Origin of the sequence: Nonomuraea sp. NPDC052129, from assembly GCF_040680095.1 — a bacterium.
Lineage (GTDB): Bacteria > Actinomycetota > Actinomycetes > Streptosporangiales > Streptosporangiaceae > Nonomuraea.
The window spans coordinates 91,415-117,367 of the sequence record NZ_JBFAVX010000012.1 but is presented as its reverse complement, the minus strand read 5'-3'; the positions used below and the strand labels follow the sequence as shown (position 1 = coordinate 117,367).

Genomic DNA, 25,953 nt, shown 5'->3' with positions numbered 1-25,953 from the left:
CCGCTCACGGCCGGAATTCCGGTTATCTCGGCTGACCCCGATCTTCTGCGCGCATCAGCTTCGCTGAGCCGCATGGCTTCTTCGTGGATCAGCGCAACTGATGCACTCCAGGTCGGCGCCATGCTCATGCATCAGATTCGGTGAGTCGAGACAGTTGCCGGGCGAGTTCAGCGCCGACGCGACCATAGCCGCAGACGCCGAACTCCCACCGCTGCGGTGCGGCCTCGTCGCGATCAGGCTCTCGGATCGTGAGCGCGGCGGCGGTCGGCGCCGAAGCCGCCACCGCACTCCCCGGCTAGGGCCATGTCGATGCCGGTTCCCGCCTCCGGCAGCCCTGCCGGAGGCGGCGAGGTCGCATCACGCGACGGCGGTACCCTCAAGTTCGATCATCAGAGTGGGGATCGCCAGCCGTGTCACCCCGAGCATCGTGGTGGACGGCGCCACCCCGGCGGCGCCCAACCGCGACGCCAGCACGCCGTAGTGCTGGAAAAGCAGATCGACGTCGGTGGTGTAGACGTTGAGCCGGACGAGGTTCGCGAGGGACATGCCGGCCTCGCCGAGCACGGCCTCCAGGTTGTCGAGGGTCAGCGCCAACTGCGCCGCCATGTCGCCGTCATGCTGGGGCTTGCCGTCATCGCTCATCGCGGTCTGCCCGGAGCAGTAGAGGGTCCGGGTGTGCCCGGAGACGATCTCCCCCTGGTTGTACCCCATCTCCACCGACCACGCCCACGGGTTGACCGCCGTTCGCTCCATTGCCATATCAGCTCCATTCGATTCGTCGACATCACGTACGTCGATCGGCTCGGTAGCCGCTCGCGCTTGATGAGCCTCCCAACAAATCACGACATCCTGTGTCGTATATTTCGCTAAAGTTCTTGTATGCGCGCCGACCGGTTGGTCTCGCTGGTGCTGCTGCTGCGCCAGCACGGTCGGCTGTCCGCAGCCGCGCTGGCCCGCGAGCTCGAGGTATCCACCCGCACTGTGCTGCGCGACATCGAGGCGTTGTCCGCGGCCGGTGTCCCGGTCTACGCCGAACGCGGCCGGCACGGCGGTTTCGCGTTGTTGCCGGGTTTCCGTACCGAGCTCACCGGACTGAACCCCGACGAGGCCCTTGCCCTGCTGGTCGCCGGATCGCGGCGCGGCGCGCAGGCGTTCGGCCTCGGCTCGGCGCTGGCTTCGGCGATGCTCAAGGTGGTTGACGCGCTGCCCGAAAGCTATCGGGACACCGCGGCCGGCGCGGCCGAGCGCTTGCTCATCGACCCGGAGACCGATTTGCTCTCGCGTCGGCTGGTCGCTGAGGAGGTACCTGACGCCATAGCGGCCGAGGTCCTGCGCGCGGTGTTCGCCGGGCACAAGCTGCGGATCCACTACGCGGCCATGGACCAGACCCCGGAATGGCGCACGGTGGACCCGATCGGCCTGGTGACCATACGCGACCGGGGCTATTTGCTGGCCACGAGGTCTGGCGCGGACCGTACGTACCGGCTGTCCCGGATCTTGGCCGCCGAGGAACTCGCCGAACCCGCACAGCGACCAGACCGGGTCGACCTGGACCGAGCCTGGCAGGAACGCAGCACCCGGTTTCGAGCCGGCGGCGACCAGGTCACCGTGCTGGTACGGATGAACCCGGCGCGGCGGGAGGAGCTGCTGGGCACCGCGCTGGCCGTCCACGCTGAAGAAGCCGACACCGAAGAAGCCGGCGCAGACGGCTGGCTGCGGCTGGAGGTGACCTTCCAAGACGCGAGACACGCCGAATGGGCGCTGTGGCAGCTCAGCACGGGCGCGGAAGCCCTGGCCCCGCAGTGGTTGCGCACCTCCCTGCACAACCGCGCCACCGCGATCGCCACCCGCTACGAAATCTCCTCCTGAGAGTTGTCGCCTTCTACGGGCCCGATCACTCGGACTGAGACCGGCGTACGCCTCCGGTTCCGGAAGCGTAGGGGCCTGATCATCCCGCCCGTGCCTGCCGGGGTCGCGCTCAATAGGCTGATCACATGCTTGATGAGGCAACCTTATTCCGGGCCTGTGCGACCGGTCAGGTCCTTCGGGCGCAGGACGGCGCGGAGTTCGTCGTCCAGAGCCGCCTGCTGCGTGAGCTGTGCCGGCGGGGCAGCGCGGACATCGACCCGCGCGGGTTGGCCATCGAGGGGGCGAGGATCGCCGGCGACCTCGACCTGAGCGGCATGCAGGTGCCCTATCCGCTGCGCTTCGTGAACTGCGTGTTCGACCGTCCGCTCGCCCTGGACGGCGCCGAGTTGCACCTGCTGGTGCTGGACGGCTGCACGGTGCCCGGCATTCTCGCCAACGGGCTGCGCGTACGCCGCGACCTGGATCTGTCCAGGTCACGGATCCACGGCGGCCTGTGGACCTCGGCCAGCACCTCCTGCAGCGCGGCGGTGTGGTTGTGCGAGTCGGAAATCGGCGGCCGCCTGATCTGCTTGGACACCGTCATAGACGCCGACATGCGGGCCGTACAGGCGGACCGGATGCGGGTCGGCGGGACGATCCGGTTGTTGCACGGCTTCGAGGCGCGTGGCGGGATGCGGCTGCTCGGCGTCGAGCTGGCGGGCTCGCTGGACCTGACCGGTGCCCGGCTGACCCGGCCGGACCGAGGGCTGGCCCTGGATCTGGGCGACGCCCAGATCGGCGGCAGCGTCTTCCTCATCGACGACCAGACGGGCCGCCGTCCGCTGATCGACGGCCGCCTCACCATGAGCAACGCCAGGGTCGCCGGGAAGTTCCTCATCCGCAACGCCGACTTCAGACCCAGCGAAACGATCACAGGTGCGGGCTACTCCAGCCAGCGCGACGGCGGGACCGCGATCAGCGCGCCGGGCCTTTTCGTGGGCGGAGATCTCAGCGTCGAAGGCGAGTGCCGGATCGGCGGCGGCGTGGATCTGTCCATGGGGTCCTTCAGCACCATCCAGATCCGCAAGGGGTGCGAGTTGGCCGTCGCCGGCGGGCGCGCCCTCGACCTGACGAACGCCGAGCTGCGGTCAAGTCTCTTCTTCGAAGAAGGAGCGGCGGTCCAGGGCACGCTAAAGCTGACCGGGGCCCACATCAAGGGATCCCTCACCCTCCGGGGAACCCGGTGGAGCGAGCCAGAGGACGGCTCGCTCATCTCAGCGCAAGGCGTGATCGTCGACAGCGCGGTGAACCTGCGGGACGTGGAGACCACGAGTGGCAGACTGCTGTTCCGCTCGGCGACCGTCGGCGGCATCCTGGACGCCCACCGCGCCCGGCTGCACAACCCCGATGGCGAGGCACTCTCGCTCCAGCGGGTGGTGGCCAGAGGGTCGATACATCTCACCGGCGGGTTCACCGCCCACGGCCTCGTGTCGCTGAACCGGTGCGTGGTGGAAGGGCGGCTCGACTGCGCGGACGGCACGTTCACCGACGGGATCGAGGCGGTGTCGGCCACGGTCCGCGGCGGCATGCACCTGCATTGGAAGGACGTCCCGAAGTCGGTGGACCTGACGGGCGCGGTCACCACCGTGCTCGACGACGACCCGGCCAGGTGGCCGAGGCGTTCGGCGATCGCCGGATTCGCGTACGACCGCTTCGACGGCCCCTGGGACTGGCGGACGCGTCGCGACTGGCTGCGCGCCATGGTCCCGTTCGACGCGGGACCGTACGAGCAGGCGGCCAGGGTGTTCCGCCAGCACGGCCATCCCGCCGAGGCCGAGCGCCTGCTCATCGAGCAGCGCAAGCGGGCCAGGCAGGAGCAGCCACCAGGTGGCCGCTCGCCGGGCCGCCGGCTTCGCGACCTACGGGATCTTCTGTATGGGATCACTGTCGGCTACGGCTACCGTCCGGGCCGTACTTTGTGGCTGCTGGGCGCCCTGCTCGCCTTGGTCGGCGTCATGATGCTGACTCCCGCGGTCCAGCAGACGCTGCGCGCCACCGACCCCCGCGGGAACGTGTACGCGGTCGATGGCCGCCTGGTCACCGTGAACGGGACGTCGGCGGCGACGGCGACGGACGGCACCGCGACACCGGCCCGGCTCGCCGCCCGCCCTGGGCCGTGCGGCGACGGTCAGGTGCGCTGCTTCGACCCGGTGTTCTACACGGTGGACACCGTCATCCCGCTCCTCTCTCTGGGCCAGCGCGCCACCTGGTACGCCGAGACGCGCAGCTCAGCGGGCGCCCTCACCTTTACACTCCTGAACCTGGCCAGCATGCTGGGCTGGCTCCTGTCGACCGTCGTCGTCCTGTCCTTCGCCCGGCTGGCCCGACCGGCGTAGCTCCCCTATCCGTCGGCCACCTGGAACGGCCTTGTCGTGGACCCAAGCCGCGCCGCTTCTATTACCGTCACCCGCTCCACTTCGCCGGGCGCTGGTAGATGCGCCCATCTGGACCCGGAACAGCCTCAGGCAGCAGGGAGGCTTGAAGGTGCTTCTCAGGTATCGCAAACGAGAACACCTGTCCCATGAAGTCATGCTTCGGACCAACGCGGCCGGGTGGGCAGGCGATCATCACCGGCCGGGCAGGGGCCAGCCGAAGCGATGCCTCGACTGCGGGGCGAAAGTCGGTGTCAGTCGACATGAGCAGCGACATATCACCGTAAGCGGATGCCGCATCCATGGTCATCGCCACTGCCAGCGCCACGTCTGTCAGCTTCTCCTCGTATGTATGGAACGTCTGCACGGGATGACACGCGCACGTCCATCGAGAACCGCAGTCTCTGCACCGAGCGGTCTTCTTCTTGAAGTGGCCGCGGATGATCTCCACCTCTGCGCAGTAGGCAGTCAGAGCAGCCAGGTAGGTCTCCTGCCTCAGTGCCGCGTCAGGCTCACCCTTGACGATCGCAGTGAAGTACCGGACTTTGAGGACTACATCATGCTGGCGCATCTGCCGTACCAGCTCGACGAGATCAAGCCACAAGTACGCACGCCCGTACTTGCTCTTCAGCCCGTGATACAGGTTGAAGCCGTCGATGTACGCGACCACATTCACCAGCAGACACCTCCAACATTGGCCAGCCTCGCCGATGGTAGCTACGATGGAGGTACACGAAGTTGGTTACGGCCAACTGGGCGGCCCCGCGAGGGGCCGCATTTTTATGTGATGTCCCGAGTCGCCGGGGTGGTCGATGCCAGACCCGACCGCGCGCTGCTGGAGATCAGTTGATCAGCGCTCCAGGATCACCAAGGGGATCTCTCGCTCGGCTTTCCCCTGATAGGTGTCATAGAGCGGGAAGACCGACGCCATGATCCGCCACAACGACGACCTCTCGGCACCGGTGACAGTGCGGGCTCGGGCGGTGAACACATCCGCGAGCACCTGCACCGTCACCTCGGGATCGGCGACCAGGTTGAGATACCACGCCGGATGGCTGTCCGACCCGCCATTGGACGCCACCAGCAGGTAACGGTCACCGTCCCGGCCGTAGATCAAGGCCGTACGGCGCAGTTTGCCGGACTTCCGGCCGCGCGTGCTGAGCAGCAGCGTCGGCCATTCCTGGTACAGGTGGCCGTCCCGGCCGTCCGTCTCCACGTATCGGCGGATGTGGTCGGCCACCCAGTCGGTCGGGCTGTCGAGCACTTCTTCGCTGTTCTCCGTCATAGCGAACAGGCTCCTCCCTGAACTGGGGTTTAAGTCAAGCGCCCCGCAACCATCTGGTCGGACCGGTAGTCCAACCGGACATGGGAAGCACGTTGCTCGACGGGGACCCGCAGCGCCTCGGCGAATATTGGCTGGCCGCGCGGATCGGGGCGGGCGGGCAGGGTGTCGTCTACGAGGCCTACGATCCGGCGGGGGCCAGGGTCGCGGTCAAGGTGCTTCATGGCGACCCGGCCAACCAGAACGAGCTGCGCGGTCGCATGGCCAAGGAGGCGGTCGCGACGCAGCGGGTGGCCTCGTTCTGTACGGCCAGGGTGCTCGGCGTCCATCTCGAAGGGTCCAGGCCGTACATCGTCAGCGAGTACGTCGAAGGCCCGAGCCTGCGGAAGGCCGGGCGGGTGTTCCGGGGCGACGACCTGCACCGGCTGGCCACGGCGATCGCCACCGCGCTGACCGCCATCCATGACGCGGGCGTCGTACACCGTGACCTCAAGCCCGACAACGTGCTGCTCGGCCCCGACGGGCCCCGGGTGATCGACTTCGGGGTGGCCCGCACGCTGGAGATGTCGCTCACCGCCTCGGGAGTGGTGGCGGGCACGCCCAATTACATGGCGCCGGAGGTGTTCTCGGGCCAGCGGGCGGGGACGGCCGCGGACGTGTTCGCGTGGGGCGCGGTCATCCTGTACGCCGCCACCGGCGAGGACCCGTTCACCGCGGAGGCCCTGGGCGCGGTCATGCACCGCGTACTCTCCCACGAACCCGACCTGGACGCGCTGCCCGACTCACTGCGTCACCTGGTACGCGCGGCGCTGGCCAAGGAACCGGCCGGCCGTCCCACCGCGCGCGAACTGCTGCTCGGCCTGGTCAACGGCGACGGCATCCTCGACACCTCGCGGCTGCTCGCCTTGGGCGCCGGCGACGGCCGGCGGGTCGGGATCGCCGCCGACGGCGAGCGGGTCGGGGCCGCCGCCGACGACCCCGCGCTCGGCGTCATCGCCGAGGACGCCTACGCCGCGCTCTCCCCCGCCGACAAGGAGCTGGTCCCCGAGCTGTTCCTGCGGCTGGTCACGGTGATGGCCAACGATGAGCTGGCGCTGCGCGAACTACGCAGGTCCGAGCTCCCCGACGACATCGAGCGGGTGCTGGACGCGTTCACGTACCTGGTCTCGAAAGGCGATCCGGTACGGCTGCTGCGTCCCGCCCTCCCCCTGGCCTGGCCCCGGCTGCGCACCTGGATCGCCACGAACCGGGACGGTCTGGTCATGCACCGCCAGATCTGGACGGCCGCCGAACGCTGGCAGGAGCACGGACGCCGGGACGCCGACCTGTTCCACGGCAGCTCGCTGGACGACGCGCTGCGCTGGGCCGCGGCCGAGCGCCGGAACATCACCCTCACCCCCAGCGAGCGGGACTTCCTCTCGGCGGCCGCCGCGCTCACCAGGCGACGGTCCCGCAGGACCAGGCTCCTGTCCATCGGCCTGGCCGTGCTCCTGGTGCTGGCCCTGGTGGCGGGAGGTCTGGCCGTACGGCAAAGCGTCATGCTCGCTGAGCAGCGCGACTCGGCCGAGTCCGCGCGGCTGGCCGGAGTGGCCGACACCGTGAGAGGCGCGAACCCTGTGCTGGGCATGCTGCTCAGCGCCACGGCCGCGCGCCTGTCCCCCACGGCCGAGGCCCGGTCGAGCCTGTTCGCCTCGGTCGCCGACCAGGGCCGCGCCGCCTTTCGCGACCCGGACACCGGCCCCGACGTGGTGCGCGCCCTCAGCGCCGACGGCCGGTCACTGATCAGCGTCAGCCCCGACGAGGTCAAGGTGTGGGACGTGTCGTCCGGCAGGCGGACCGGCGGCTTCACCGGGCTCGGCACCATCAGCAGGCCCCTGCGCAAGGCCGCGGTCAGCGAGGACGGGCGGCTGCTGGCCGTCGGCGACAGCAAGAGCGTCCGGCTCTGGGACCTGGCCAGCGGCAAGCGCACGGGCCCGCGCGTGCTCGCCTCCGACATGGGCGACCTGGAGCTCAGTTTCAGCGGCGGCCTCCTCATCATCGACTGGGGACAGGGAAAGACCGTCTACAACCCGCGTACCGGAAAGACGACCGCGCTGCCCGCGCTGGCCAGGGCCGCGATCCACCCAGGCGGCGACTACGCCGTGGCCGGAAACCAGCGCTGGGCGCTCCCGTCAGGCAAGGAACAGCCCGGATTTCCCGGCATCTGCTCCGACTGCCTCCCCTACTCGGCCTTCAGCCGCGACGGACGGCTGCTCGCCGTCAGCGGCAACAACGGCCTCACCGTCTTCGACACCCATTCTCGCAAGGAGATCACCTCGATCTGGGACTGGGAGGGCATGGGGGTGCCGGTGTTCAGCCCTGATGGCAAGGTGCTCGCGGGGTTCGGCTCGACGGTCAAGCTCTACCGGCTGAACGCCGACGAGCCGCTGATGCTCAAACGCGACATGGTGGACCCGGTGTCCGCGGTCGCCTTCGGCCCGACCGGGCCGCGTTACCTGAGCGAGGACACGGTCGTCACGCTCCAGCCGTACTTCGCCGGGGAAGAGGCCCTGGACGAGATACAGTTCAGCGCCGACGGCAAACTCCTCGCCACCCACGCGCTGGATTCCACCAAGATCACGCTGAACGGCAGGGACTTCGAGGCAGGGGCGTTCCAGAGCTACGACACCGACCTCTCCTTCAGCCGGGACGGCGGGCGACTGGCGATCAAACGCGGCAACGATGTCACCGTCTGGGACACCGCCACCCGGCGCGAGCTGGCGAAGGTCCCGGCCGTCACCGGTTCGGACGGCGTACTGCTGGCCCCGGTCGGGCTCTGGACGCCCGATGAGAAGACCTTCACGCTCTGGCAGGTCCCCGGCGGCCGACGCCTCAAGCAGGTGACCAGACCACGCCTGCTCGGCTGGACGGTCGCCCCCGACGGACATCTCATCGGCCTGGACGCGAGCCTGCTGCGCCTGGTCGACCTCGAGTCCGGCCGACCGTTCGGGCCGAAACTCCTGTTCTCCGGTACGGCGGAGGAGGTCTGGTTCAGTGCCGACCTGAAGCTGGTCGCGGCGAACTTCGCCGGCAAGGTGGGCATATGGGACACGAGCACGGGCGCGCAGGTCGGCGATTGGCTACGGGCAGGCCAGGCAGCGTGGACCGGCGCGTTCTCCGCCGACGACCGGCTGTTCGCGTTCGCGTCCCAGGAAAAGTCGCTGACCGTCTGGGACGTGCGGCTGGGGCGGCGGATCGGGCCCGAGATCCAGCTTCCGGACGACGCGCGATCGATCGCCTTCTCCGCCGACTCCGCCGAACTGCTGGCCATGGGCAGGGCGGGCCGTCTGACCCGCCTGCCCATGGCGATCGAACCCCTGATGAAGGCGGTGTGCGCACGAGCCGGACGAGCACTGACCGAGGCCGAATGGACCCGCTATCTGCCCGACCAGCCGTTTAGAAAGGTCTGCTAAAAGTCGAATTCGCCGTTTCGCCAGCCCTTGCCGAAGGCTGCCCAGACTGAGCCGCTGACGACCCACGGCTCCAGGTCGGGACGCTCGGTGTCCCGCATCGCGACCCGCCCACCGCTCAACGGAGCGACCTCGATGCAGTTTCCGCCGTTGTCACCGGAGAATGAGGATTTGCGCCAGGCCGCAGTCCTCAGTTCTTCGTTCAGCTCCATGCTGTCACCAGTCTCTCTTTGATCACCTTGAGCGACACATGCTGCGGAAGCGCCTCCGCGCATATCGCGTCGTATCTAACACTCAGCGCGGCGACCTCGTCTGGAGCGTCCCGCACTTGGCCTTGTCCAGCCGACTCAAGATAGGCAGCCTCCGGCATTCCGTTGACTTTCGCCAGCATGAACCCACCGAGGAGGCCAGTGGTGGACAGGGCGGAGTAGGGAAGCACTTGAATGGTGATTCGCGTGCTTTCAGCCAATACGATGAGATGTTCGAACTGGAGGCGAGTCACCGTCTCGCCTCCAACTGGACGGTACAGGATTCCTTCATCCAGAACAGCCCAAAACATCGGCGGCTTCGAGCGCGCGAGGATGGCTTGCCGCTCCATTCGAGCCGCTAGCGCCTCTTCTACCTGCTCGGGGGTTGTACCTGGCTTGCCGGTGAAAATGGCGCGCGCGTAATCGGTGGTCTGGAGCAGCCCTGGGACGATGAGCGGCTCCCATGTCCGCAAGGTCGTGGCGCTCTGCTCGATCTCCAGCCACGGCCGGAACCATTTGGGGCTTCGTTCCCGGCTTATGCTCGGCCAGCGGGCGAGAAGTTCGCCGGACAGGCCCAGCGCCTCCTCGCAACGCTCGGTGAAGTCCTTGCTCGGGTTTCTGGTGGCCCGCTCGACGCTACCGACGAGGCTCGGACTGAAACCGACCCTGTTCGCGAGTTGATCGATGGTCAGCCCTTTGTCGATACGGAATTTCCGCAGCTCGTATCCGAACCAAGCCAGCGGCCCAGCGTCCGGGTCCAATTCACTAACGCTCACCACGAACCTCCGCCGTTCTGTCGCCACGAAACCACACAGGACGACACACACAACATGTGCCCAATCTGTGCGGAGATTGTCCCGCTGATCCCTCACTTAACGTAGCCGTTCGCTGGCACCGTGAGAGGTGACTTTCGAGAGACATCGCGTGAATTGAGGCTGGCTCATACGCCAGAAAAGCGATCTTGTGTGCAGACGACAAACGTAGCAACAGGACAAACTCGGGGATTTCATGCTCATGCGAACAGAGACGGTAACCCTCATCGGAGCGACCAGGCTGCGCCGTGGCGACAAGGCTCCGAAGCAGGCCCGGGCGGCCATGACGTGGTGGCTCACGACCGGCCATGCCATGCTGCTTGACGCGCAACAGGTCGTCAGCGAACTGGTCACGAACGCCTGCACTCACGTGGAGGGTGGCGTACACCGCGAATGGGTCATGGTAATCGCCAGTCGCGGCCCTGGCTTTCTTCGCATTGAGGTCACCGATCCGGGCGCGTTCGCGTCCGAGCCACACGTTCCCCAATGCCCTTCTCCAGAGATCGAGTCAGGGCGAGGCATTCACATTGTGCGGGAACTGTCCGACGGAAACTGGGGGACCTTCGTCAATTCAGCGGGCCACCGCGTGGTGTGGGCCGACCTGAGGTACTAGTCCCGCGAGGGGAGGCCGGGCCGAAATTCGGACCGTGGGTGGATGGCGGCGGCGACGCGTTCTTGAACACTAGGCCAGGCCAAATCCCCGAAGGAAGGTCTGTCCGTGTTCGAACGGCTCTCCGATCGCGCCGCGTCGATCGTTTTCATCGTCCTGGCGCTCACGATCTCGCTGGGCACCGCCAACATCGCCGATGGGCTCGTCCTCGCCTTATCGCCGCTGCTCGTCGTGCTGGCGATGCTGCTCGTCGTCACGCGAGAGGGATACTCCGGAGGCGGTTGGCGCCGGCTCGGCATGGGGCGGCTCGGAAGCCCAGGATAGAGCGGACGATCCTCTCCGATTGCCCGGCGAACGACGCGGGGGCTAGTACTTGACGCAGTCCTGCGTGGCCAGAACCAGGCTCATGTCGGCCACCTTGTTGTGCGACACATAGAACATGTAGAACGCCTTCTTGTTGCCCGGCACGGTGGCGGTCGGATACCCACCCGGACCACGGCGCAGACCGGGGTAGGCGGCCTTCAGTTGCGCGTTGCTGGAGCCGAGTCCGATGCCCTGAGGCGTCTTCAGGCCGGGCGGCGCGACGATCATGGAGAGACCGCGCTTCTTGGAGATGTAGATCCCCACCCGGTACTCACCGTACGGGTTCTCCTTGAGGTCCCAGCCCGTGCACCTGGCGTTGTCTCCGACCGCTTTGGGGACGATCCGCTTGGTCCTCATAGCGAACTTGGTGTTCATACCAAGCTTCAGATTGCCGTACCCGTACGGCCCCAGTGTCGCCTTCCGCGCGGCGAGCGCCGGGGACGCGACGCCGGCCGTCGCGACACCTCCCGCCAGCGCCACCACCAGCATTGAACGGCCGATCCGCCGGGCGATCGTCTGCTTCACCAGGTTCCTCCTCGATCTTTGACTTGATCACCTTAGTGAGGGTTCGGATAGGTTGTTGACCATTTGCCGGATTACGGACAGGCGAACGGCCACGGGCGGCCGATCAGTTCACCAGCACGATCTTTCCGCGGGCGTGGCGGCTTTCGCTGAGTTCGTGCGCGGCCGCGGCCTCGTCGAGCGGGAACGCCGCCGCGACCGGCACCCGCAGCCGACCCTCCGCGGCGAGCGTGACCGCGATCGCGAGGCCATGCACCGCCTGCGGGTCGGCGGGGGCTCCCACGGCCGTGCCCGTCTCCTCGGCCGGCGCTCCGTGCGACATGTGTACGCCATGGGCCGCCGCGGTGAAGTCGGCGATCGTCACCACGCGCGCCGTGTCGCCGGCGATGGCGATGAGGTCGGGCAGCGCCCCTCCGGCGCAGTCGAACACCGCGTCCACCCCGGCCGGCGCCAGCGCGCGGACCCGTTCGACGAGCCCCGGTCCGTACGTCGTCGGCTCCGCGCCGAGGGAACGCAGGAAGTCGTGGTTGTGCTCGCTCGCCGTACCGATGACGGTGGCGCCGCGGGCGACCGCGAGCTGGACGGCGACGGTGCCCACCGCACCGGCCGCGCCCTGTACGAGCACGGTGTGCCCGGCACCGACCGCGAGCCGGTCGAGGACCCGGGTGGCCGTCTCGACGCTGCCCGCAGCGCCGCCCGCCTCCTCCCAGCTCCACGCGGCCGGTTTGGGCGCCCAGGCGGCCAGGACCGCGAAGTCGGCATTGACGCCGCGCGCGAGCGTGTCGGCCATGCCGAACACCTCGTCGCCCACGCTCACGCCCGTGACGCCGTCGCCGACCTCGTCGACCACGCCCGCTGCGTCGAATCCGGTCCGATACGGGAACGTCGTGGGCACCATGTCACGCAGTGCCCCGGAGCGGATGTACGTCTCCCCGGGCGAGACTCCGGAGGCCCGTACGGAGACGCGGATCTCGCCCGGCCCGGCGTGCGGCGCCTCCACCTCGGCGACGTGCACAACACTGGGCGGGCCGTACTCGGTGAATTGAATCGCTCTCATGCGCCGAACGTAACGGAGCACCCTCTCCGTTTAGCTAAAGTGAGAGCGATGACGGCCCAAGTGATAACCCATCTCCGCTCGGACGCCCGCGACAACCGCGAGCGCATCCTCGCGGTCGCTCGCGCGGCCTTCGCCGCCGAGGGCCTCGACGTGCCGATGCGGGAGATCGCCCGGCGCGCCGAGGTCGGTGTCGCGACCGTCTACCGGCACTTCCAGACCAAGGAAGCGCTGATGGCCGAGGCCTTCGCCGAGCAGATGGCTTCTTGCTCGGCGATCGTGGAGGAGGGCATGGCGGCGGGCGACCCGTGGCGCGGGTTCCGCCTGGTGATCGAGAGGCTCATGGAGGTACACGCCCTCGACCGAGGCTTCGCCCGCGCATTCACCTCGCAACTCCCCCAATCGGCCGACTTCGCCGCGGAGCACGCTCGCACGCTGCGTCAACTGCTCGAACTGGTACGGCGCGCGAAGGAAGCAGGCCCTTTGCGGAAGGATTTCGTGCTGGAGGACATCAGCCTGGCGCTGATGGCGAACGACGGCATCCGCGCCGAGTCACCCGAGATGAGAGTGGCGGCGTCGCGCCGTTTCGCGGCCCTGATGATCCAGTCGTTCCAGGCCAACCCGGTCCCGACGCCGCTTCCGCCGCCCGTCCGACTGCCCCTCCTCAGGTGAGAGTACCTGCCGGGAGATGTCAGGTATGGCTGGCAGCCTGAGCCGTGCAGGGCACAACTGGAGGAGCAGGCAAGATGAGCGAGATCGAAAAGACGCTGCTGGAAATCGAGCAGCGAATGCTGAACGCCGACGCGGCTTACGATGAGAAATTCTTCGAGGAGTATTGTGCCGACGACTTCATGGCCATGGGAAATTATGGCATCGTGTCGAGGCAGCAGGTGCTCCAGATGTACACCCAGGGGAGCGGAAATCCGAACCGGCGCAACCAGGCAAACGATGCCGCCGTCAAGTTGCTCGGCGACTCCGGCGCCATTATCGCCTACACACTGACCAGCACCACCGGCGAAGAGACGACCTCGTGGTACGCGACGACCGCATATCGCCACACCCCCGAAGGCTGGCGGGTCGTCCTCATCCATCAGACACCGATGTAATCGATGGCGGGCGTAAACGAGGAATTGGATACGCTCTCTGCGCGAGCACCCTGAAGCGGCGATTCCCGGAGTTCACCGCCCATGAATCCAGTAATGATCACCTCCCCGCGCGCCAACCTCCGCGAGTTCGCCCCGGCCGACGTGGATGCCCTTCTGGCCATCTACGGCGACCCGACGGTGGTGAAGCACATGTCCTTCGAGCCGCGCAGCCGCGAGCAGGTCCAGGCCACGATCGACACCTTGATGACGTTGGCTCAAGCGGAACCGCGGCTCGAATACTCCCTGGCCGGGACCGACCCGGGCGGGCAGTTGGTGGCGTTCGCGCGGCTGGCGATCGACGTCGGCCATCCGCTGCAGAGCAGCGGTCAGATCGGCTTCGCACTTCGGGCTGACCGGTGGGGGCAGGGCCTCGGCGCCGCAGTGGTAGCGCTCCTGCTGCGGCTGGCCTTCGACGAGCTCGGCCTGTATCGAGTCTGGGGCGCGCGTAGCCCGGCGAATGAGCCCTCGGCCCGGGTGATGGGCAAGCTCCGCATGGTCGAGGAGGGCCGCATTCGCGGGCATATCCGTGTCCGGGACGGATGGCGAGACTCGATCATCCATTCCATTCTGGCTCCAGAATGGACCAGCGGATTGGGGTGACTCGGGCCGGCCCGTGAGACGCTGCCGGACGCTCACGAAGGATCACGCACCATTGCCCGACGGCGACCTGGACTTCTTCTTCAAAATGCTGTGGGACGCGGCATACAACCACCGAGAGATGGAGCCCTACGACGTACTGACGGTGACCATGGACGAGTTCCTCGATGAGGACCATCTCGTCCAGGCGGACTATGACGTCGAGGTCACCGATCCGCGTTGGTTGGCGGCGCTGGTCCCCGGCCATAGCCGGGGAACCCCGGTGTATTCGAGCGCGGCCGACTAGAACACGACACGACCGGAGACGGCGGGCCAGGTGATGGGCCTAGGTGACCCCCGCGCCCGCGGTCAGCGCCTTCAGCTCGTCGAATGAGTCGCGGATGAGTTGCGGGAAGTCCGGCTGGCCGGTGGCGAGCCAGCGGACGAACGCGATCTTGAAGACCGCGACCCCCGCCTCGGCGGCCAGGCTCGCGGCCGTGTCCGCGACGCCGCGCAGGCGCAAGGCGTCGGCGAGCGCCGAGGCGAACGACTCGAGTTTGATCAGCTCACGCTCTCGAAGCTCCGCGTTCGCGGCGATGATGGCCTGGCGCTGCAGGGAGTGTTCGCGGCGCTCCTGAAGCTGGGCGGCGGCGGCCTCAAAGGCCGCGGCGACCGCGTCGATCGGCGCTGTGGAATCAGGGGCGTCGGCGACGGAGCTCACAAGGAGCTCTTGCAGCGCGCCCCCGCCCCAGAACAGCACCTCGCGCTTGTCGGCGAAATGCCGGAAGAACGTTCGCTCCGTGAGCCCCGCCCGGTTGGCGATCTCGGCCACCGTGGTCTGTTCGTACCCGCGTTCGCCGTAGAGCTCCATTGCCGCTTGCACCAGCCGGCCGCGCGCGTTCGGCTCCCATCGCCCCATGCCCCGATCGTACCTTGATGACAGTGACTGACATTGCTTGCTACTCTGATGACAGCAACTGACATCAGTCGGCCGCTCACCTGTGCGCCGACTTACCTGGAGGTCTTCTCATGCGCGTTTTCGTCACCGGCGCGTCCGGCTGGATCGGCTCCGCCGTCGTTCCCGAGCTCATCGGCGCGGGCCATCAGGTCACCGGGCTGGCACGCTCGGACACCTCGGCCGCCGCCCTCACCGCGGCCGGGGCTCAGGTGCATCACGGCACACTCGATGATCTCGACGGCCTGCGGAAAGCGGCCGCCGCGTCGGACGGCGTGATCCACCTCGCGTTCAAGCACGACCTCGCCTTCTCTGGAAACTTCCAGAGCGCTGTCGAGGCGGACCGTCGCGCCGTCGAAACGATGGGCGAGGCGCTCGCGGGTTCTGATCGACCGTTCGTCCTCGCCTCCGGGCTGCTCGGGCTGGCACCAGGGCGGGTGGCGACCGAGCAGGACGGGCGTGGTCCCGCATCGGATGCGGGGCAGCCGGGCAGCGGTCCGCATGCTCGTCAGGCCACCGCGCGGCTGACGCTCGCCCTCGCTTCCCGCGGCGTCCGCTCGTCGGTCCTGCGGCTCCCCCCGACGGTGCACGGCGAAGGCGACTACGGCTTCATGGCGGCCATAGTCGGCATCGCCCGCGACAAGGGCGTCTCCGGCTATATCGGCGATGGGGCCAACCGCTGGCCCGCCGTGCACCGGCTCGACGCCGCCCGCCTGTTCCGTCTGGCGCTGGAGCAGGCCCCGGCGGGATCGGCGCTGCACCCTGTCGCCGACGAGGGTGTGCCGATCCGCGCCATCGCCGAAGTGATCGGCCGGCATCTCGGCATCCCGGTGGGCGCCGTCTCACCGGAGAACGCAGGAGAGCATTTCAGCTGGCTGGCCGGTTTCCTCTCGACCGACAGCCCGGCCTCGAGCACGCTGACCCGCGAGCTACTGGGGTGGCAGCCGACCCAGCCCGGACTCATCGACGACCTCGACAAGGGGCACTACTTCCACAATTCATCCGCTTGATCGGCTGCGGCTCTCTCTAGAGGAGCCTGCTAACGGACGCGCTCAGGGCAAAGGTCCGCCTGCGTTCAGGAGGGCGGACCTGAGCTGATCTCCACTTGCCTCCTCAGAGGAAGACGCGAGCGATCTCAAGCCACTTCTGCGCGTCCTCGCCTACTGCCTTGAGGTCAGTCTGGGTTCGGGACCTGCGCTGGGTGACTCGAAGGCAGAAGTCGAGGGCGCTGCCCTGAACCCGTTGTCCGGCATCTTCTGGGCCCCATACCCAGGTTCGGCCGTCGGGAGCGGTCAGCTCGACACGGAACGGCTCTGCCGGAGTGGGCAATTGGGCGGCGTAGAACGACAGTTCTCGCCCTATCACTCCCAACGAGGCCACATGCTGGAGCCGGCCCGTCGGACGGCGTGAGACACCCAGCGCGTCGAAAACGTCCTGCCCGTGAGCCCACGTTTCCATCAGTCGAAGCGGCACCATGAGCGCCGGGGTCAACTGCGAGCCGTACCACGGGAACCCATGGTCCAGTGGAACGTCACGTAGCGCCGCCGCCACCTCGGTTCGACCGGCGCGCCACTGTTCCAGCAGCACCGATCGCGGCTTGGCCGCTCCCGCCGCGGCGTCGAGATCAGCGTATTGGCTGCCCGCGGCTTCCGCCTGCTTCAGCACAGTGTCGAACGCCTCTGGCGTCCGAATGGCGATGAGAACGTTCGCATCAGCTGAAGCAAGGTGAGCGACCTGGTGGGCGATCGTCCACCCCACTGCCGGCGTCGGCTTCGACCAGTCGGCCTCCGCCGATACCAGGGCGTCAAGCTCATCCCCTTCAGCCACCAAGTCGGGCAGAGCCCGGTCGAGCTCTACACCGGACAGGTCAAGGCCATAGTTCAACATCGGTGTCACCTCCACACACTGACGAATAAAGTTGATCTAGGGTGGGCAAGCTACCTGAGGTTGATCTCGGCAAGCCGAACTCGTTCCCGGCCCCTGACCGGTTGGGAGCCGTGGACTCCCGGCCACGAGACCAGGCGCAGCCAGGCCGCTCCGGCACGGGCTGTCCGGCAACCGCCGGACAGCGCCCAGTGGCGGGCAGTACGGCCGTGGACCTCACGACCGCCCTGCGCGCCTGCGTTGCGGGCCAGGTCGGGTGGTCACGTGATGCGCTTCGCCTTGTCCGCCGTCTTGCGGAACTGCGTGCCGTCCCACTTGTAGGTTTGGCTGACCATCAGGTCTGGACAGCACCTGGGAGCCTCGTCGCTGAGAGCCTTGCCGTGCAGCTCCACACGCCCGCCCTGGATCGCGACCTTCAGGGACTTGAAGTAGCGGTTCTTGCCAAGTTTCCCGAGCAGGCGCGGAGCCGAGGGCTTGGAGGCTCCGTCGTAGACAAAGGCGATCAAGGGATTGCTCGACGTCGAGCTCGGGCACGACGACACGACGACGGTCTCACGCTTGCCGTCACGGGTGAGGTCGCCGACGGCGGCTACGCGGGCGCGCACGACGTACCAGGCGGCACGCGGCCTCGGTTTGGGGCAGTTCAGAGCCGGCTCCACAACGGACGCCCAGTCGATCCGGCCGGCGGCATTCGCCGCGATGGTGGTGGTGGCCGGTGCCGCCGCACTGTCCACGGTGGCCGCGTTGGCGATACCCCCGCCGAGGACGACCGTCAGGCAGGCGGCCAGGGAGGCGGCACTGGTCCAGGCTCCGTATCGGCGGGCTCTCGGGCGGCTCGTGCGCTCGGTAAGTGAGGTCATAGTCAGTCCGACGCGGGAAACCTCGGAGATGTTGTGAGCTATTTGTTCCTGCCGTGAGACAAATGCCGATCCCATCGTGATGCTCGAACCTCATCGGCCCTGCTTGGGGCGGGGGTCCGCGGGCTGAGCCGGGCTCGATGTCACGTCCCGGTCATCTCCGCGCTTTGGGCTCACGGTGTGAACACCTCGCCGTGATCCTCATCGGGCAGGGGCCGGCCCGTCTGTGCGGCCAAAGCCGGATCAGCCAGGATTCGGGCAGTCGCCCGCCATTCAGCCGTAATTCGATGCAACGTGGCATGCACGTCGAGATCGACGACGTCGCGAGTGGCGTCGACGATGTCACGGACGAATTCCTGACGCTCGCCAACCGAAAGATGGCGAGCCCACGGGAAAACCACCGGCAGGGCACGTTCGACCGCCCGCGCCCCCTCATCGCTCGCGACCAATGCGGCAAGCATGCGAGACACGACGTCGGCCGTCTCCTCCCGCTCCCGATCGTGCTGCGCGGTGGTGATGTACAGGTCTTCGCCGTCGCGGCGCTTGACCTGCAATCGATGCACTCGGTCGAGCGTGTCTGCCACTCGTTTGGAGTGCTTCGAGAGGTCGGAGAAAGGCATGGTCGGAGTAGCCATACCGCGACGCTACTTCGGAACAAATTCCAAAGTCATGGGAACGCCCGGCCGATCAAGGCGGTCCCAGATTGCTGTCGGACGCGCTCAGGCCAAAGGTCCGCCTCCGCAGGAGGGCGGAGCCCTCCTGCGGAGGGACGCCCGAGCGCAGCGAGGACCATGCCTTTGTGGGGGTGTGGGGGGCGCCGAGCCCCCCACAGAACACAGCCCGACCCTCAGAGCGCGAAGCGCCCCAAGGGGAGGACCATGCTTGTCAGAGGTCGCCCTCGACCCGCATCACGCTGGCGATCGCCCGCACGATGTCGAGGTCTCGCAACCCCTCCATGGTGGCCGACAGTGCCGCGTCCGTTGCCCGGTGGGTCACGATGACGAGTTGGGCGTCGTCCCCGTGGCCCTCCTGGCGTACCGTCTGGATCGATACGTCGTGCTTGGCGAACAGGTCCGCCACCCGGGCCAGCACGCCGGGCTTGTCCGCCACGTCCAGCGCCACGTGGCACCTCGTGACGGTCTCTCCCATGGGGTGCACGGGCAGGTCGGCGTACGTCGACTCCGAGGGGCCGCGCGTGCCCGCCAGGCGGTTGCGGGCCACCGCCACCAGGTCGCCGAGCACGGCCGAGGCCGTCGGCGCGCCGCCCGCGCCCTTGCCGTAGAACATGAGCTGGCCCGCCGACGCCGCCTCCACGAAGACCGCGTTGTACGCCTCGCGTACGCCGGCCAGCGGGTGCGTCCGGGGAATCATCGCCGGGTGTACGCGGACCCCGACCGAGCGGCCGTCGTCGGAGCGGGCGCAGATGGCCAGCAGCTTGATGACGTAGCCCATGGCCTTGGCCGAGGCCACGTCGGTGGCGGTGATCTCGGTGATGCCCTCGCGGTGCACCTCTTCCGCCGTCACCCGGCTGTGGAAGGCCAGGCCGGCCAGGATCGCGGCCTTGGCGGCGGCGTCGAAGCCCTCGATGTCGGCCGTGGGGTCGGCTTCGGCGTAGCCGAGCGTCTGGGCCTCCTCCAGGGCGTCGGTGAACGAGGCGCCCGTGGAGTCCATCTTGTCGAGGATGTAGTTGGTGGTGCCGTTGACGATGCCGAGGACCTGTTTGACGTGGTCGCCGGCGAGTGATTCGCGCAGCGGGCGCAGCAGCGGGATGGCTCCGGCCACGCTGGCTTCGAAGTAGAGGTCGCCGCCCCCCGTGCGGGCGGCCTCGTGCAGGGTCGCGCCGTCCTCGGCGAGCAGGGCCTTGTTGGCGGTGACGACCGACTTGCCGCTGGACAGGGCGGACACGATCAGCGAGCGGGCGGGCTCGATGCCGCCGATGACCTCGATCACGATGTCGACGTCGTCGCGGGTGACCAGCGACTCGGCGTCGGTGGTCAGGAGTTCGGGGGCCACCTCGACGTCGCGCTTGCGGCCCAGCCGGCGTACGGCCACACCGGCCAGCTCCAGCGGTGCCCCGATGCGGGCGGCCAGGTCGTCGCCCTGCTCGTGGATCAGCCGGATGACCTGCGAGCCCACCACCCCGCAGCCCAGCAGGGCCACTTTCAGCGGTTTCACAACTGCCCCCTCAACAGGTCGTCCTCGGTCTCGCCCCGCACGATGACACGTGCCTCGCCGTCGGTGACGGACACCACGGCGGGCTTGGGCAGATAGTTGTAGTTGCTGGCCAGCGACCGGCAGTAGGCACCGGTGGCCGCCACGGCGATCAGGTCGCCCGGCGCGAGGTCGGCGGGCAGGAAGCAGTCGCGCACGATGATGTCACCGCTCTCGCAGTGCTTGCCGACCAGGCGGCTGAGCATCGGCTCGGCGGAGCTCTCGCGGCTGGCCAGCACGGCGGTGTATTCGGCCCCGTAGAGCGCGGTGCGCACGTTGTCGCTCATGCCGCCGTCGACGCTGACGTACGTGCGCAGCCCCTCGACGTCCTTGACCGTCCCGACCTCGTAGAGGGTGATCCCGCCGGGCCCGATGATGGTGCGGCCGGGCTCCACGGTCAGCCTCGGCACCGGCAGCCCGGCGTCGGTGCAGACCTTGGTGACGATCTCGCGCAGGCCGTCGGCGATCTCCTTGATGTCGGGGGCCTCGTCACCCTCGACGTAGGCGATGCCGTAGCCGCCGCCCAGGTCGAGCTCGGGCAGCACCACGTCGTGCTCGTCCTTGATCTGCACGAGCAGCGTGGCGAGGCGGCGCGCCGCCACCTCGAACCCGGCCGTGTCGACGATCTGCGAGCCGATGTGCGAGTGGAGCCCGACGAGCTCCAGCGAGGGCAGCGCGAGAATGCGGCGTACGGCCTCGGCGGCGGCCCCGGTGTTGAGCGACAGGCCGAACTTCTGGTCGTCGTGCGCGGTGGCGATGAACTCGTGCGTGTGCGCCTCGACCCCGGTCGTCACCCGGATCATGACCTTGGGCCGCGTGCCGTGCTTCTCGGCGAGGAACCCGAGCCGGGCGATCTCCTCGTAGGAGTCGACGACGATGTGCCCGACGCCCGCTTCCAGCGCCCTGGACAGCTCGGCGGCCGACTTGTTGTTGCCGTGCAGCGTGATGCGCGCGGCCGGGAAGCCGACGCTGAGCGCCACCGCCAGCTCGCCGCCGCTGGCCACGTCGAGGCCGAGGCCCTCGTCCTTGAGCCAGCGGACGATCTCCTTGCACAGGAACGCCTTGCCGGCGTAGTGGACCTCGGAGCCTGCGAAGGCCGTGGCGTAGTCGCGCATGCGCGAGCGCACGTCGTCCTCGTCGAACACGTAGAGGGGCGTGCCGTGGTCGCGGGCCAGATCGCGGACGTCCACGCCGCCGATCGTGAGCGCGCCATCGGTCCGGCTCGACGTTCGCGGCCAGATCGAGGGATTGATCCGGTTGAGGTCGGCGGGCGCCAGCGGTGGGCGCTCGTGGGGCAGCATCTCTGCGTGCCGGTCCCCGGCGGGATGGACGAATCGACTCACCCGAACGAGGCTATCGGAACCGTCGAACCGCCCGGACCCGCTGCCCACGTATCGAGACGCGATCAAGCTCCAGGAGGGATATTTTTACGATTTTTCGCCCTTTGGCCGGATATTTTGCCAATCACAGACGCTCCGGGCCCGGCAGCACCTTCAGCACCGCCGCCGCCAGCCGGACGCGCGCCGTGTGCACCGGTGCGGGTGGATCGTCTCCCATGGGTACGGCGGGGGCCAGCTCATGGGCGTCGTGGTACGCCGTCGCCAGCCGTACCAGATAAGGCTCCCACCCCGGAGACCTGCTCAGCCGCCGCCCCGGCAGCTCGGCCAGGAGGCGGAGCACGGCGCGGTCACGCGGGTCGGCTAGCAGCTCCGGGTGGAAGGGTTCGGCTGGGACACCCAGGTCGCGCGCCCATCGCTGGACTGCCGCCGCCCGCGCGTGGGCGTAACGGACGACGAAGCCCGGGTTCGCCCATGTGCGGGGGAAGTCCGGCCAGGGGTCCTCAGGTACGTCGAGCGGCTCCACGGAGTCCACGAGCGTCCCCGGTACGTCCACGACGATCCGCAGGAATCCGTTGTCCAGGACCTCGCCGGAGACGCGCGCCGCCAGGGAGGCGGGGGGTACGCCGCGACGGAGGGCGGCGGCCGAGATGTAGACCGCCTCCCGCTCCCACGTCCCCTCCGGCACCGGCGGCTCCCCCAGCACCTCGGCCAGCTGCTCCGGCGTCACAGGGCGCTCCTGGACGCTAGATGAGCGCGTGTGGCTCGGCGGAGCCGTACTCGACCAGTTGGGCGGCCCCCAGGAGCCACCGGTCCTCCTCGCGTACCCGCACATAGCCGAACCGGTCGGCCGAGAACACCCTGATCCCGTCCGCCCGGCACTGCCGCATCAGCACCTCGTCCCACCCGTCCGTGAGGTCGGCGAAGCCGAGCTCACGCAGCGTGTTGCGGCGGGCCAGGAGCGTGGCGCCGGCGATCTCCGGCAGGTAGGAGTATTCGGCGTCCGGCTGCTTGAGCAGGGTCGCCTGCGGCTTGCGGAGGTGGGCGTAGAAGGCGGCCTTGCCGACGATGCCGGCCGTGCTGAACAGGAACGCCCTGCGCAGGTCGGTCAGATAGTGGGCGCCGTAGACGTCGCGCGGGTCCATCACCGCGACCAGGTCGGCCTCGCACAGGTCGAGACCGTGGTTGAGCATGGCGCCCGTGCTGGCGGCCGGGTCGAGGTCGCGGAAGACCACGTCGACGCCCGTCAGAACCTCGCGGACGCGCTGCTCGGCCCCGCGCCAGGCGAACACCACCACCTGGGTGACCCCCGACTGCCTGGCCACCTGGGCCAGCGCGTGCTCCAACAGCGCCGAGTCGGGCACCGGCAGCAGCACCGAGACGTTGAGCGTGGCGCGTACGGCGGGCAGGCCGATGGCCTCCAGCAGCTCGTCGGTCCGCTCGGACATCGTGCCGGTGGCGTGGGCGCGGCGCAGGGCCGCGTGCGCGCGGCGCGCGTCGGGCTCGGTGCCGATCGAGGTGTTGCAGGCCGCGAGCTCGGCCAGCACCCACTGCGGGGTACCGGGCGGGCAGTCGACGGAGGCGGGCCAGCGGTAGGAGGTCAGCACGTCGGGGTAGGTCAGGTGCCCGGGCAGCAGCTGGTCGAGCGTGAGCACCCGGTCGATGCGGCCGCCCGAGAGCGGGATCGGGTTGTGCACCCGCGGCTGCACCCCGAAGTGCAGGCGCGGCCAGCCCACGGTGAGATCGTTGGTGAAGCGGTGCTCGAACAGCTCGGCGGCGGCCGCGTAGGGGGTCACGTCGCCCTGCGTGTGCCAGAACACCGTGCGGATGCCCCGCTCGGCGCACCAGGCCAGCAGGGCCTTGAGCCCTTCGCCCGGCTCGCCGGTGATCTCCTCGGCCCACGGACCCTGGGTGACCGACTCGACCACAAGCAGGTGCGGCACCTCCAGCGGCAGCACCCTGGCGAAGTCGCGCGGCGTGAAGCCGGTCGTCTGCCGCCACTCGTAGCGCAGCAGCGCCTCGGTGTGCGGGTCGGCGATCACCGCGGCGGTCAGGTGCGGGCGGGTGTTGGGCCCGGTGGGCACGCGGAACGGCTTGAGCTTGAACGAGGCGCCGTTGAGCGTACGCACGGAGGTGGTGGCCTGGTAGGCGGCGCCCGGCCGCTCGTCCTTGTCCTTGGCCGCGGCGGCGACCGGCTTGCGCTTGGGCGCGGTGGGTCGTTTGACCGGTTTGGCGGCGCCCTTGAGACCCCTGGCCAGGCGGACCGGGTTGCTCTTGCCGCTCCTGATCGCGTCGCCGAGCCGGTTCCAGCGGGCCACCTTGATCGAGGAGAGCTTCCAGTTGGCCACCTCGGCCTGGAAGCGCTGCTCGGCCAGCTCCTTGCGGAGCTTCTCCGCGGCGGCGCGCTCGATCTCCAGCCGCTCCTCCGCGTCGGTGAGCCGCTCGGCGAGCGCCTTGGCCTCAGCGGTGTGGTGCTCGGCCTCCACGAGCCGCGCCTGGGCCGCGTCCAGCAGCCTGGCCAGCTCGGCCGCGTGCTCGGCCTGGGCGATCGCCTCACGCAGCGCTCGCCTAGTGCTCTCCAGCTCAGTGCTCACCGAGACCTCCGATTCCTAGCCCGGCAAAGGATACTCTTTTGCGGGAAGCAGCTCGAAGGGATGAGATCCGGTGCAGTTCAACGTGCGGCCCTATGTCTGCGGCGGTCTCGGCCGGATCGACACCGTCATACTCGGCAAACTCGCCGCCGCGGGGCCTCGGGTCAGACCGGCGCTCCAGACGGCCGAGGCGGCCCTGTACAGCTCGACGCCGCTGCCGCCCTATCACCGCGCAGGGGGCTCGTTCGCGTTCTCCTGGGGTGAGCGCAGGCCCTCGGCTCTCGACGGCTGGATGTCCATCGCCGAGACGTACGAGGTGCCGGGGCTGATCGGCGACGGCCCGCGGGTCACGCTGCACGCGGGCGCGCTCGGGCTGGTCGACGTCTATTACGTACGGCACGGCGACGCGATCTACTTCTCGTCCCTGATCCAGCCGTTGCTGTCGCTGGTCCCGGTCGAGATCGACTGGTCGGCCTGGGCCTCGATCATCCAGGTGACGTTCCCGCTCGGCGAGGCGACGCCCTACCAGCGGATCAAGCGGCTGCCGGGGTCGAGCGCGCTGGTGTTCGACGGCGAGCGGCTGGCCACGGAGCGCGGGCTGCCGCGCTGGCTGCGCCGCGAGCCGTACGAGAGGTGGACCAGCGCCCACGAGATCGTCGAGCTGCTGCACGAGGTCTACAAGGACTACGACGGGCGCAAACTGCTGGTGCCGGTCAGCGGCGGCTACGACTCGCGGCTGCTGGCCAGCGTGGCGAAGGCGCGCGGCTTCGACGTGGAGTCCTGGACGACCAGCCCCGACGAGGGCACCGACACCGACATCGCCTTCGCCCGCTCGATCACCCGCGAGCTGGGCATCCCGCACCGGGTGATCACCCAGTCCGCCGACGACTACCCCGGCGACGCGGCCGAGGTGGCGCGCCGGCTCGAATACCTGACGCCGCACCACGCCTGGTACGCCCCGTTCGCCAAGGAGGTGCAGCGGGCGGGCCGGGTGCTGGTCGACGGCCTGGCCGGCGGCCCGCTGCTGAAGAACTTCATGGTGAGCGGGGCCGCGCTGGAGGCCACCTCGCAGGCCGAGCGGTCGGCCGCGGTGCTGAAGTCGCTCAGCCTCGGCGCCCCGTCACAGCCGTTCCTGTCGGCGGCGGCCGGCGCCTGGATGGAGGAGGCGGTGCGCGAGCAGTTCGCCGCGGCGACCTCCATGCTGCACGGGCACCGGGCCGAGCTGCCGCTGTCGGTGCTGCACACCCGCACCGTGCGGGGCATCGCCCGCTCGGCGGTCAACCTGGTCGGGCCCGAGGCGTCGTTCGCGGCGCCGTTCATCCACCCCGACTTCTTCGACGCGGCGTTGTCGGTAGGGGTGGCCCGGAAAGACAAGGGTCGCTTCTACCGCGAGATATTGCACGCCGCCAACCCGCGGGTGGCGGCCCTGCCGTCCACGAACGTGGTCAAGCAGCCGCTACTGCGGGTTCCGCTGCGCTCCACGGCCGCTCCCGCGCGGGCGTACGCGCACCGCATGCTGGAGACCGTCGCCGCGCGGGTGCCCGAAATGCTGTCGGACGAGTTGCACATGGTCATCGCGGGCGGCCCCGACGCGCTGACCCGGTTCAGCGGGTGGAACGACCGGTTCTGGGTGCGGGGGCTGGTGCTTTTCGGGCTCTGGCTGGGCGACTTCGAGAACGATCTCAGTGATGTGTCGTCCCCTTTCTGATGAACTCTCGGTAACATCACGGTTACACAGTGATCTCGTGGGTATTAACTCGAGCACAGCACAAGCGGG

Annotated in this window: 26 protein-coding genes; 11 read left to right on the top strand and 15 right to left on the bottom strand. The window is 68.7% G+C overall.

Features of this window, described 5'->3' with window-relative positions:
• Positions 1 to 357: 357 nt before the first annotated feature.
• Complete coding sequence (locus AB0L53_RS26280; RefSeq protein WP_363999175.1) at positions 358 to 753, bottom strand: RidA family protein; 396 nt, start codon at positions 751 to 753, stop codon at positions 358 to 360.
• Positions 754 to 879: 126 nt separating this feature from the next.
• Here AB0L53_RS26280 and AB0L53_RS26275 point away from each other — a divergent pair, with 126 nt between their 5' ends.
• On the top strand, positions 880 to 1,869 hold the full coding sequence (locus AB0L53_RS26275; RefSeq protein ID WP_363998812.1) for a WYL domain-containing protein: 990 nt from the start codon (positions 880 to 882) through the stop codon (positions 1,867 to 1,869).
• A 125-nt stretch (positions 1,870 to 1,994) separates the two neighbouring features.
• Complete coding sequence (locus AB0L53_RS26270) at positions 1,995 to 4,244, top strand: hypothetical protein (RefSeq protein WP_363998809.1); 2,250 nt, start codon at positions 1,995 to 1,997, stop codon at positions 4,242 to 4,244.
• Between the two features lie 67 nt (positions 4,245 to 4,311).
• On the opposite strand, the gene AB0L53_RS26265 is transcribed toward AB0L53_RS26270, so the two are convergent.
• Both AB0L53_RS26265 and AB0L53_RS26260 read right to left on the bottom strand, forming a co-directional pair.
• Positions 4,312 to 4,956 carry an NYN domain-containing protein gene (locus AB0L53_RS26265; protein ID WP_363998806.1) on the bottom strand — a complete coding sequence of 215 codons (645 nt, stop codon included), beginning with the start codon at positions 4,954 to 4,956 and terminating at the stop codon, positions 4,312 to 4,314.
• A 174-nt stretch (positions 4,957 to 5,130) separates the two neighbouring features.
• Entirely contained in the window at positions 5,131 to 5,565 is a 435-nt protein-coding gene (locus tag AB0L53_RS26260; RefSeq protein ID WP_363998803.1) for a nitroreductase family deazaflavin-dependent oxidoreductase, read from the bottom strand.
• Positions 5,566 to 5,645: 80 nt separating this feature from the next.
• On the opposite strand from AB0L53_RS26260, the gene AB0L53_RS26255 reads away from it, so the two are divergent.
• Positions 5,646 to 9,014 carry a serine/threonine-protein kinase gene (locus AB0L53_RS26255; protein WP_363998800.1) on the top strand — a complete coding sequence of 1,123 codons (3,369 nt, stop codon included), beginning with the start codon at positions 5,646 to 5,648 and terminating at the stop codon, positions 9,012 to 9,014.
• Here the strand turns inward: AB0L53_RS26255 and AB0L53_RS26250 are convergent.
• Positions 9,011 to 9,223, bottom strand: coding sequence for a DUF397 domain-containing protein (locus AB0L53_RS26250; RefSeq protein ID WP_357942597.1), 213 nt, complete (start codon positions 9,221 to 9,223; stop codon positions 9,011 to 9,013). The two genes, AB0L53_RS26255 and AB0L53_RS26250, sit on opposite strands and share 4 nt — an antisense overlap.
• Positions 9,214 to 10,035, bottom strand: a complete 822-nt coding sequence (locus tag AB0L53_RS26245; protein ID WP_363998797.1) for a helix-turn-helix transcriptional regulator — start codon at positions 10,033 to 10,035, stop codon at positions 9,214 to 9,216. Before AB0L53_RS26245 ends, AB0L53_RS26250 begins: the two co-directional genes overlap by 10 nt.
• Positions 10,036 to 10,273: 238 nt before the next feature.
• On the opposite strand from AB0L53_RS26245, the gene AB0L53_RS26240 reads away from it, so the two are divergent.
• Complete coding sequence (locus tag AB0L53_RS26240) at positions 10,274 to 10,684, top strand: ATP-binding protein (RefSeq protein ID WP_363998795.1); 411 nt, start codon at positions 10,274 to 10,276, stop codon at positions 10,682 to 10,684.
• 105 nt (positions 10,685 to 10,789) lie between these two features.
• The gene (locus tag AB0L53_RS26235) at positions 10,790 to 11,005 is read left to right on the top strand and encodes a hypothetical protein (RefSeq protein WP_363998793.1); all 216 of its coding nucleotides are present in this window, start codon (positions 10,790 to 10,792) and stop codon (positions 11,003 to 11,005) included.
• 42 nt (positions 11,006 to 11,047) lie between these two features.
• Here AB0L53_RS26235 and AB0L53_RS26230 read toward each other — a convergent pair whose 3' ends face one another.
• Positions 11,048 to 11,569: a hypothetical protein gene (locus AB0L53_RS26230; RefSeq protein WP_363998790.1), complete on the bottom strand. Its 522-nt coding sequence runs from the start codon at positions 11,567 to 11,569 to the stop codon at positions 11,048 to 11,050.
• A gap of 103 nt (positions 11,570 to 11,672) precedes the next feature.
• Complete coding sequence (locus tag AB0L53_RS26225) at positions 11,673 to 12,623, bottom strand: NADP-dependent oxidoreductase (protein ID WP_363998787.1); 951 nt, start codon at positions 12,621 to 12,623, stop codon at positions 11,673 to 11,675.
• Between the two features lie 48 nt (positions 12,624 to 12,671).
• On the opposite strand from AB0L53_RS26225, the gene AB0L53_RS26220 reads away from it, so the two are divergent.
• The 4 genes from AB0L53_RS26220 to AB0L53_RS26205 all read left to right on the top strand — a co-directional run bounded on the left by AB0L53_RS26220 (position 12,672) and on the right by AB0L53_RS26205 (position 14,648).
• On the top strand, positions 12,672 to 13,292 hold the full coding sequence (locus tag AB0L53_RS26220; protein WP_363998784.1) for a helix-turn-helix domain-containing protein: 621 nt from the start codon (positions 12,672 to 12,674) through the stop codon (positions 13,290 to 13,292).
• 74 nt (positions 13,293 to 13,366) lie between these two features.
• Positions 13,367 to 13,726: a nuclear transport factor 2 family protein gene (locus AB0L53_RS26215; RefSeq protein ID WP_363998781.1), complete on the top strand. Its 360-nt coding sequence runs from the start codon at positions 13,367 to 13,369 to the stop codon at positions 13,724 to 13,726.
• A 93-nt stretch (positions 13,727 to 13,819) separates the two neighbouring features.
• The gene (locus AB0L53_RS26210; RefSeq protein WP_363998778.1) at positions 13,820 to 14,365 is read left to right on the top strand and encodes a GNAT family protein; all 546 of its coding nucleotides are present in this window, start codon (positions 13,820 to 13,822) and stop codon (positions 14,363 to 14,365) included.
• Positions 14,366 to 14,417: 52 nt separating this feature from the next.
• On the top strand, positions 14,418 to 14,648 hold the full coding sequence (locus tag AB0L53_RS26205) for a hypothetical protein (RefSeq protein ID WP_363998775.1): 231 nt from the start codon (positions 14,418 to 14,420) through the stop codon (positions 14,646 to 14,648).
• Positions 14,649 to 14,687: 39 nt separating this feature from the next.
• Here the strand turns inward: AB0L53_RS26205 and AB0L53_RS26200 are convergent, their stop codons facing one another.
• Positions 14,688 to 15,260: a helix-turn-helix domain-containing protein gene (locus tag AB0L53_RS26200; protein WP_363998772.1), complete on the bottom strand. Its 573-nt coding sequence runs from the start codon at positions 15,258 to 15,260 to the stop codon at positions 14,688 to 14,690.
• A gap of 110 nt (positions 15,261 to 15,370) precedes the next feature.
• On the opposite strand from AB0L53_RS26200, the gene AB0L53_RS26195 reads away from it, so the two are divergent.
• Positions 15,371 to 16,306, top strand: a complete 936-nt coding sequence (locus AB0L53_RS26195; RefSeq protein WP_363998769.1) for an SDR family oxidoreductase — start codon at positions 15,371 to 15,373, stop codon at positions 16,304 to 16,306.
• A gap of 103 nt (positions 16,307 to 16,409) precedes the next feature.
• Here the strand turns inward: AB0L53_RS26195 and AB0L53_RS26190 are convergent, their stop codons facing one another.
• From AB0L53_RS26190 to AB0L53_RS26160, 7 genes are all read right to left on the bottom strand, one after another.
• Complete coding sequence (locus AB0L53_RS26190; protein WP_363998766.1) at positions 16,410 to 17,183, bottom strand: TIGR03084 family metal-binding protein; 774 nt, start codon at positions 17,181 to 17,183, stop codon at positions 16,410 to 16,412.
• A gap of 257 nt (positions 17,184 to 17,440) precedes the next feature.
• The gene (locus tag AB0L53_RS26185; RefSeq protein ID WP_363998763.1) at positions 17,441 to 18,040 is read right to left on the bottom strand and encodes a hypothetical protein; all 600 of its coding nucleotides are present in this window, start codon (positions 18,038 to 18,040) and stop codon (positions 17,441 to 17,443) included.
• Between the two features lie 170 nt (positions 18,041 to 18,210).
• Complete coding sequence (locus tag AB0L53_RS26180) at positions 18,211 to 18,672, bottom strand: hypothetical protein (protein WP_363998760.1); 462 nt, start codon at positions 18,670 to 18,672, stop codon at positions 18,211 to 18,213.
• 250 nt (positions 18,673 to 18,922) lie between these two features.
• Positions 18,923 to 20,212, bottom strand: a complete 1,290-nt coding sequence (locus AB0L53_RS26175) for a homoserine dehydrogenase (RefSeq protein WP_358537083.1) — start codon at positions 20,210 to 20,212, stop codon at positions 18,923 to 18,925.
• Entirely contained in the window at positions 20,209 to 21,591 is a 1,383-nt protein-coding gene (lysA, locus tag AB0L53_RS26170) for a diaminopimelate decarboxylase (protein ID WP_363998757.1), read from the bottom strand. The genes AB0L53_RS26175 and lysA overlap by 4 nt, the downstream gene beginning before the upstream one ends.
• Positions 21,592 to 21,712: 121 nt before the next feature.
• Positions 21,713 to 22,315 carry an anticodon-binding protein gene (locus AB0L53_RS26165; protein ID WP_363998754.1) on the bottom strand — a complete coding sequence of 201 codons (603 nt, stop codon included), beginning with the start codon at positions 22,313 to 22,315 and terminating at the stop codon, positions 21,713 to 21,715.
• 16 nt (positions 22,316 to 22,331) lie between these two features.
• A complete protein-coding gene (locus AB0L53_RS26160) occupies positions 22,332 to 24,179 on the bottom strand; it encodes a hypothetical protein (RefSeq protein ID WP_363998752.1) in 1,848 nt (615 codons plus the stop codon).
• Between the two features lie 70 nt (positions 24,180 to 24,249).
• Between AB0L53_RS26160 and AB0L53_RS26155 the strand changes: the two genes are divergently transcribed.
• Positions 24,250 to 25,884, top strand: a complete 1,635-nt coding sequence (locus AB0L53_RS26155; RefSeq protein WP_363998750.1) for an asparagine synthetase B family protein — start codon at positions 24,250 to 24,252, stop codon at positions 25,882 to 25,884.
• Positions 25,885 to 25,953 lie beyond the last annotated feature (69 nt).

What these genes read in the sequence shown, in the direction of transcription:
- AB0L53_RS26190 (WP_363998766.1), bottom strand. Translation starts at nt 17,183, where the DNA reads ATGTTGAACTATGGCCTTGACCTGTCCGGTGTAGAGCTCGACCGGGCT.
- AB0L53_RS26280 (WP_363999175.1), bottom strand. Translation starts at nt 753, where the DNA reads ATGGAGCGAACGGCGGTCAACCCGTGGGCGTGGTCGGTGGAGATGGGG.
- AB0L53_RS26210 (WP_363998778.1), top strand. Translation starts at nt 13,820, where the DNA reads ATGATCACCTCCCCGCGCGCCAACCTCCGCGAGTTCGCCCCGGCCGAC.
- AB0L53_RS26195 (WP_363998769.1), top strand. Translation starts at nt 15,371, where the DNA reads ATGCGCGTTTTCGTCACCGGCGCGTCCGGCTGGATCGGCTCCGCCGTC.
- AB0L53_RS26215 (WP_363998781.1), top strand. Translation starts at nt 13,367, where the DNA reads ATGAGCGAGATCGAAAAGACGCTGCTGGAAATCGAGCAGCGAATGCTG.
- AB0L53_RS26250 (WP_357942597.1), bottom strand. Translation starts at nt 9,223, where the DNA reads ATGGAGCTGAACGAAGAACTGAGGACTGCGGCCTGGCGCAAATCCTCA.
- AB0L53_RS26220 (WP_363998784.1), top strand. Translation starts at nt 12,672, where the DNA reads ATGACGGCCCAAGTGATAACCCATCTCCGCTCGGACGCCCGCGACAAC.
- AB0L53_RS26255 (WP_363998800.1), top strand. Translation starts at nt 5,646, where the DNA reads ATGGGAAGCACGTTGCTCGACGGGGACCCGCAGCGCCTCGGCGAATAT.
- AB0L53_RS26200 (WP_363998772.1), bottom strand. Translation starts at nt 15,260, where the DNA reads ATGGGGCGATGGGAGCCGAACGCGCGCGGCCGGCTGGTGCAAGCGGCA.
- AB0L53_RS26185 (WP_363998763.1), bottom strand. Translation starts at nt 18,040, where the DNA reads ATGACCTCACTTACCGAGCGCACGAGCCGCCCGAGAGCCCGCCGATAC.
- AB0L53_RS26225 (WP_363998787.1), bottom strand. Translation starts at nt 12,623, where the DNA reads ATGAGAGCGATTCAATTCACCGAGTACGGCCCGCCCAGTGTTGTGCAC.
- AB0L53_RS26240 (WP_363998795.1), top strand. Translation starts at nt 10,274, where the DNA reads ATGCGAACAGAGACGGTAACCCTCATCGGAGCGACCAGGCTGCGCCGT.
- AB0L53_RS26180 (WP_363998760.1), bottom strand. Translation starts at nt 18,672, where the DNA reads ATGGCTACTCCGACCATGCCTTTCTCCGACCTCTCGAAGCACTCCAAA.
- AB0L53_RS26260 (WP_363998803.1), bottom strand. Translation starts at nt 5,565, where the DNA reads ATGACGGAGAACAGCGAAGAAGTGCTCGACAGCCCGACCGACTGGGTG.
- AB0L53_RS26275 (WP_363998812.1), top strand. Translation starts at nt 880, where the DNA reads ATGCGCGCCGACCGGTTGGTCTCGCTGGTGCTGCTGCTGCGCCAGCAC.
- AB0L53_RS26270 (WP_363998809.1), top strand. Translation starts at nt 1,995, where the DNA reads ATGCTTGATGAGGCAACCTTATTCCGGGCCTGTGCGACCGGTCAGGTC.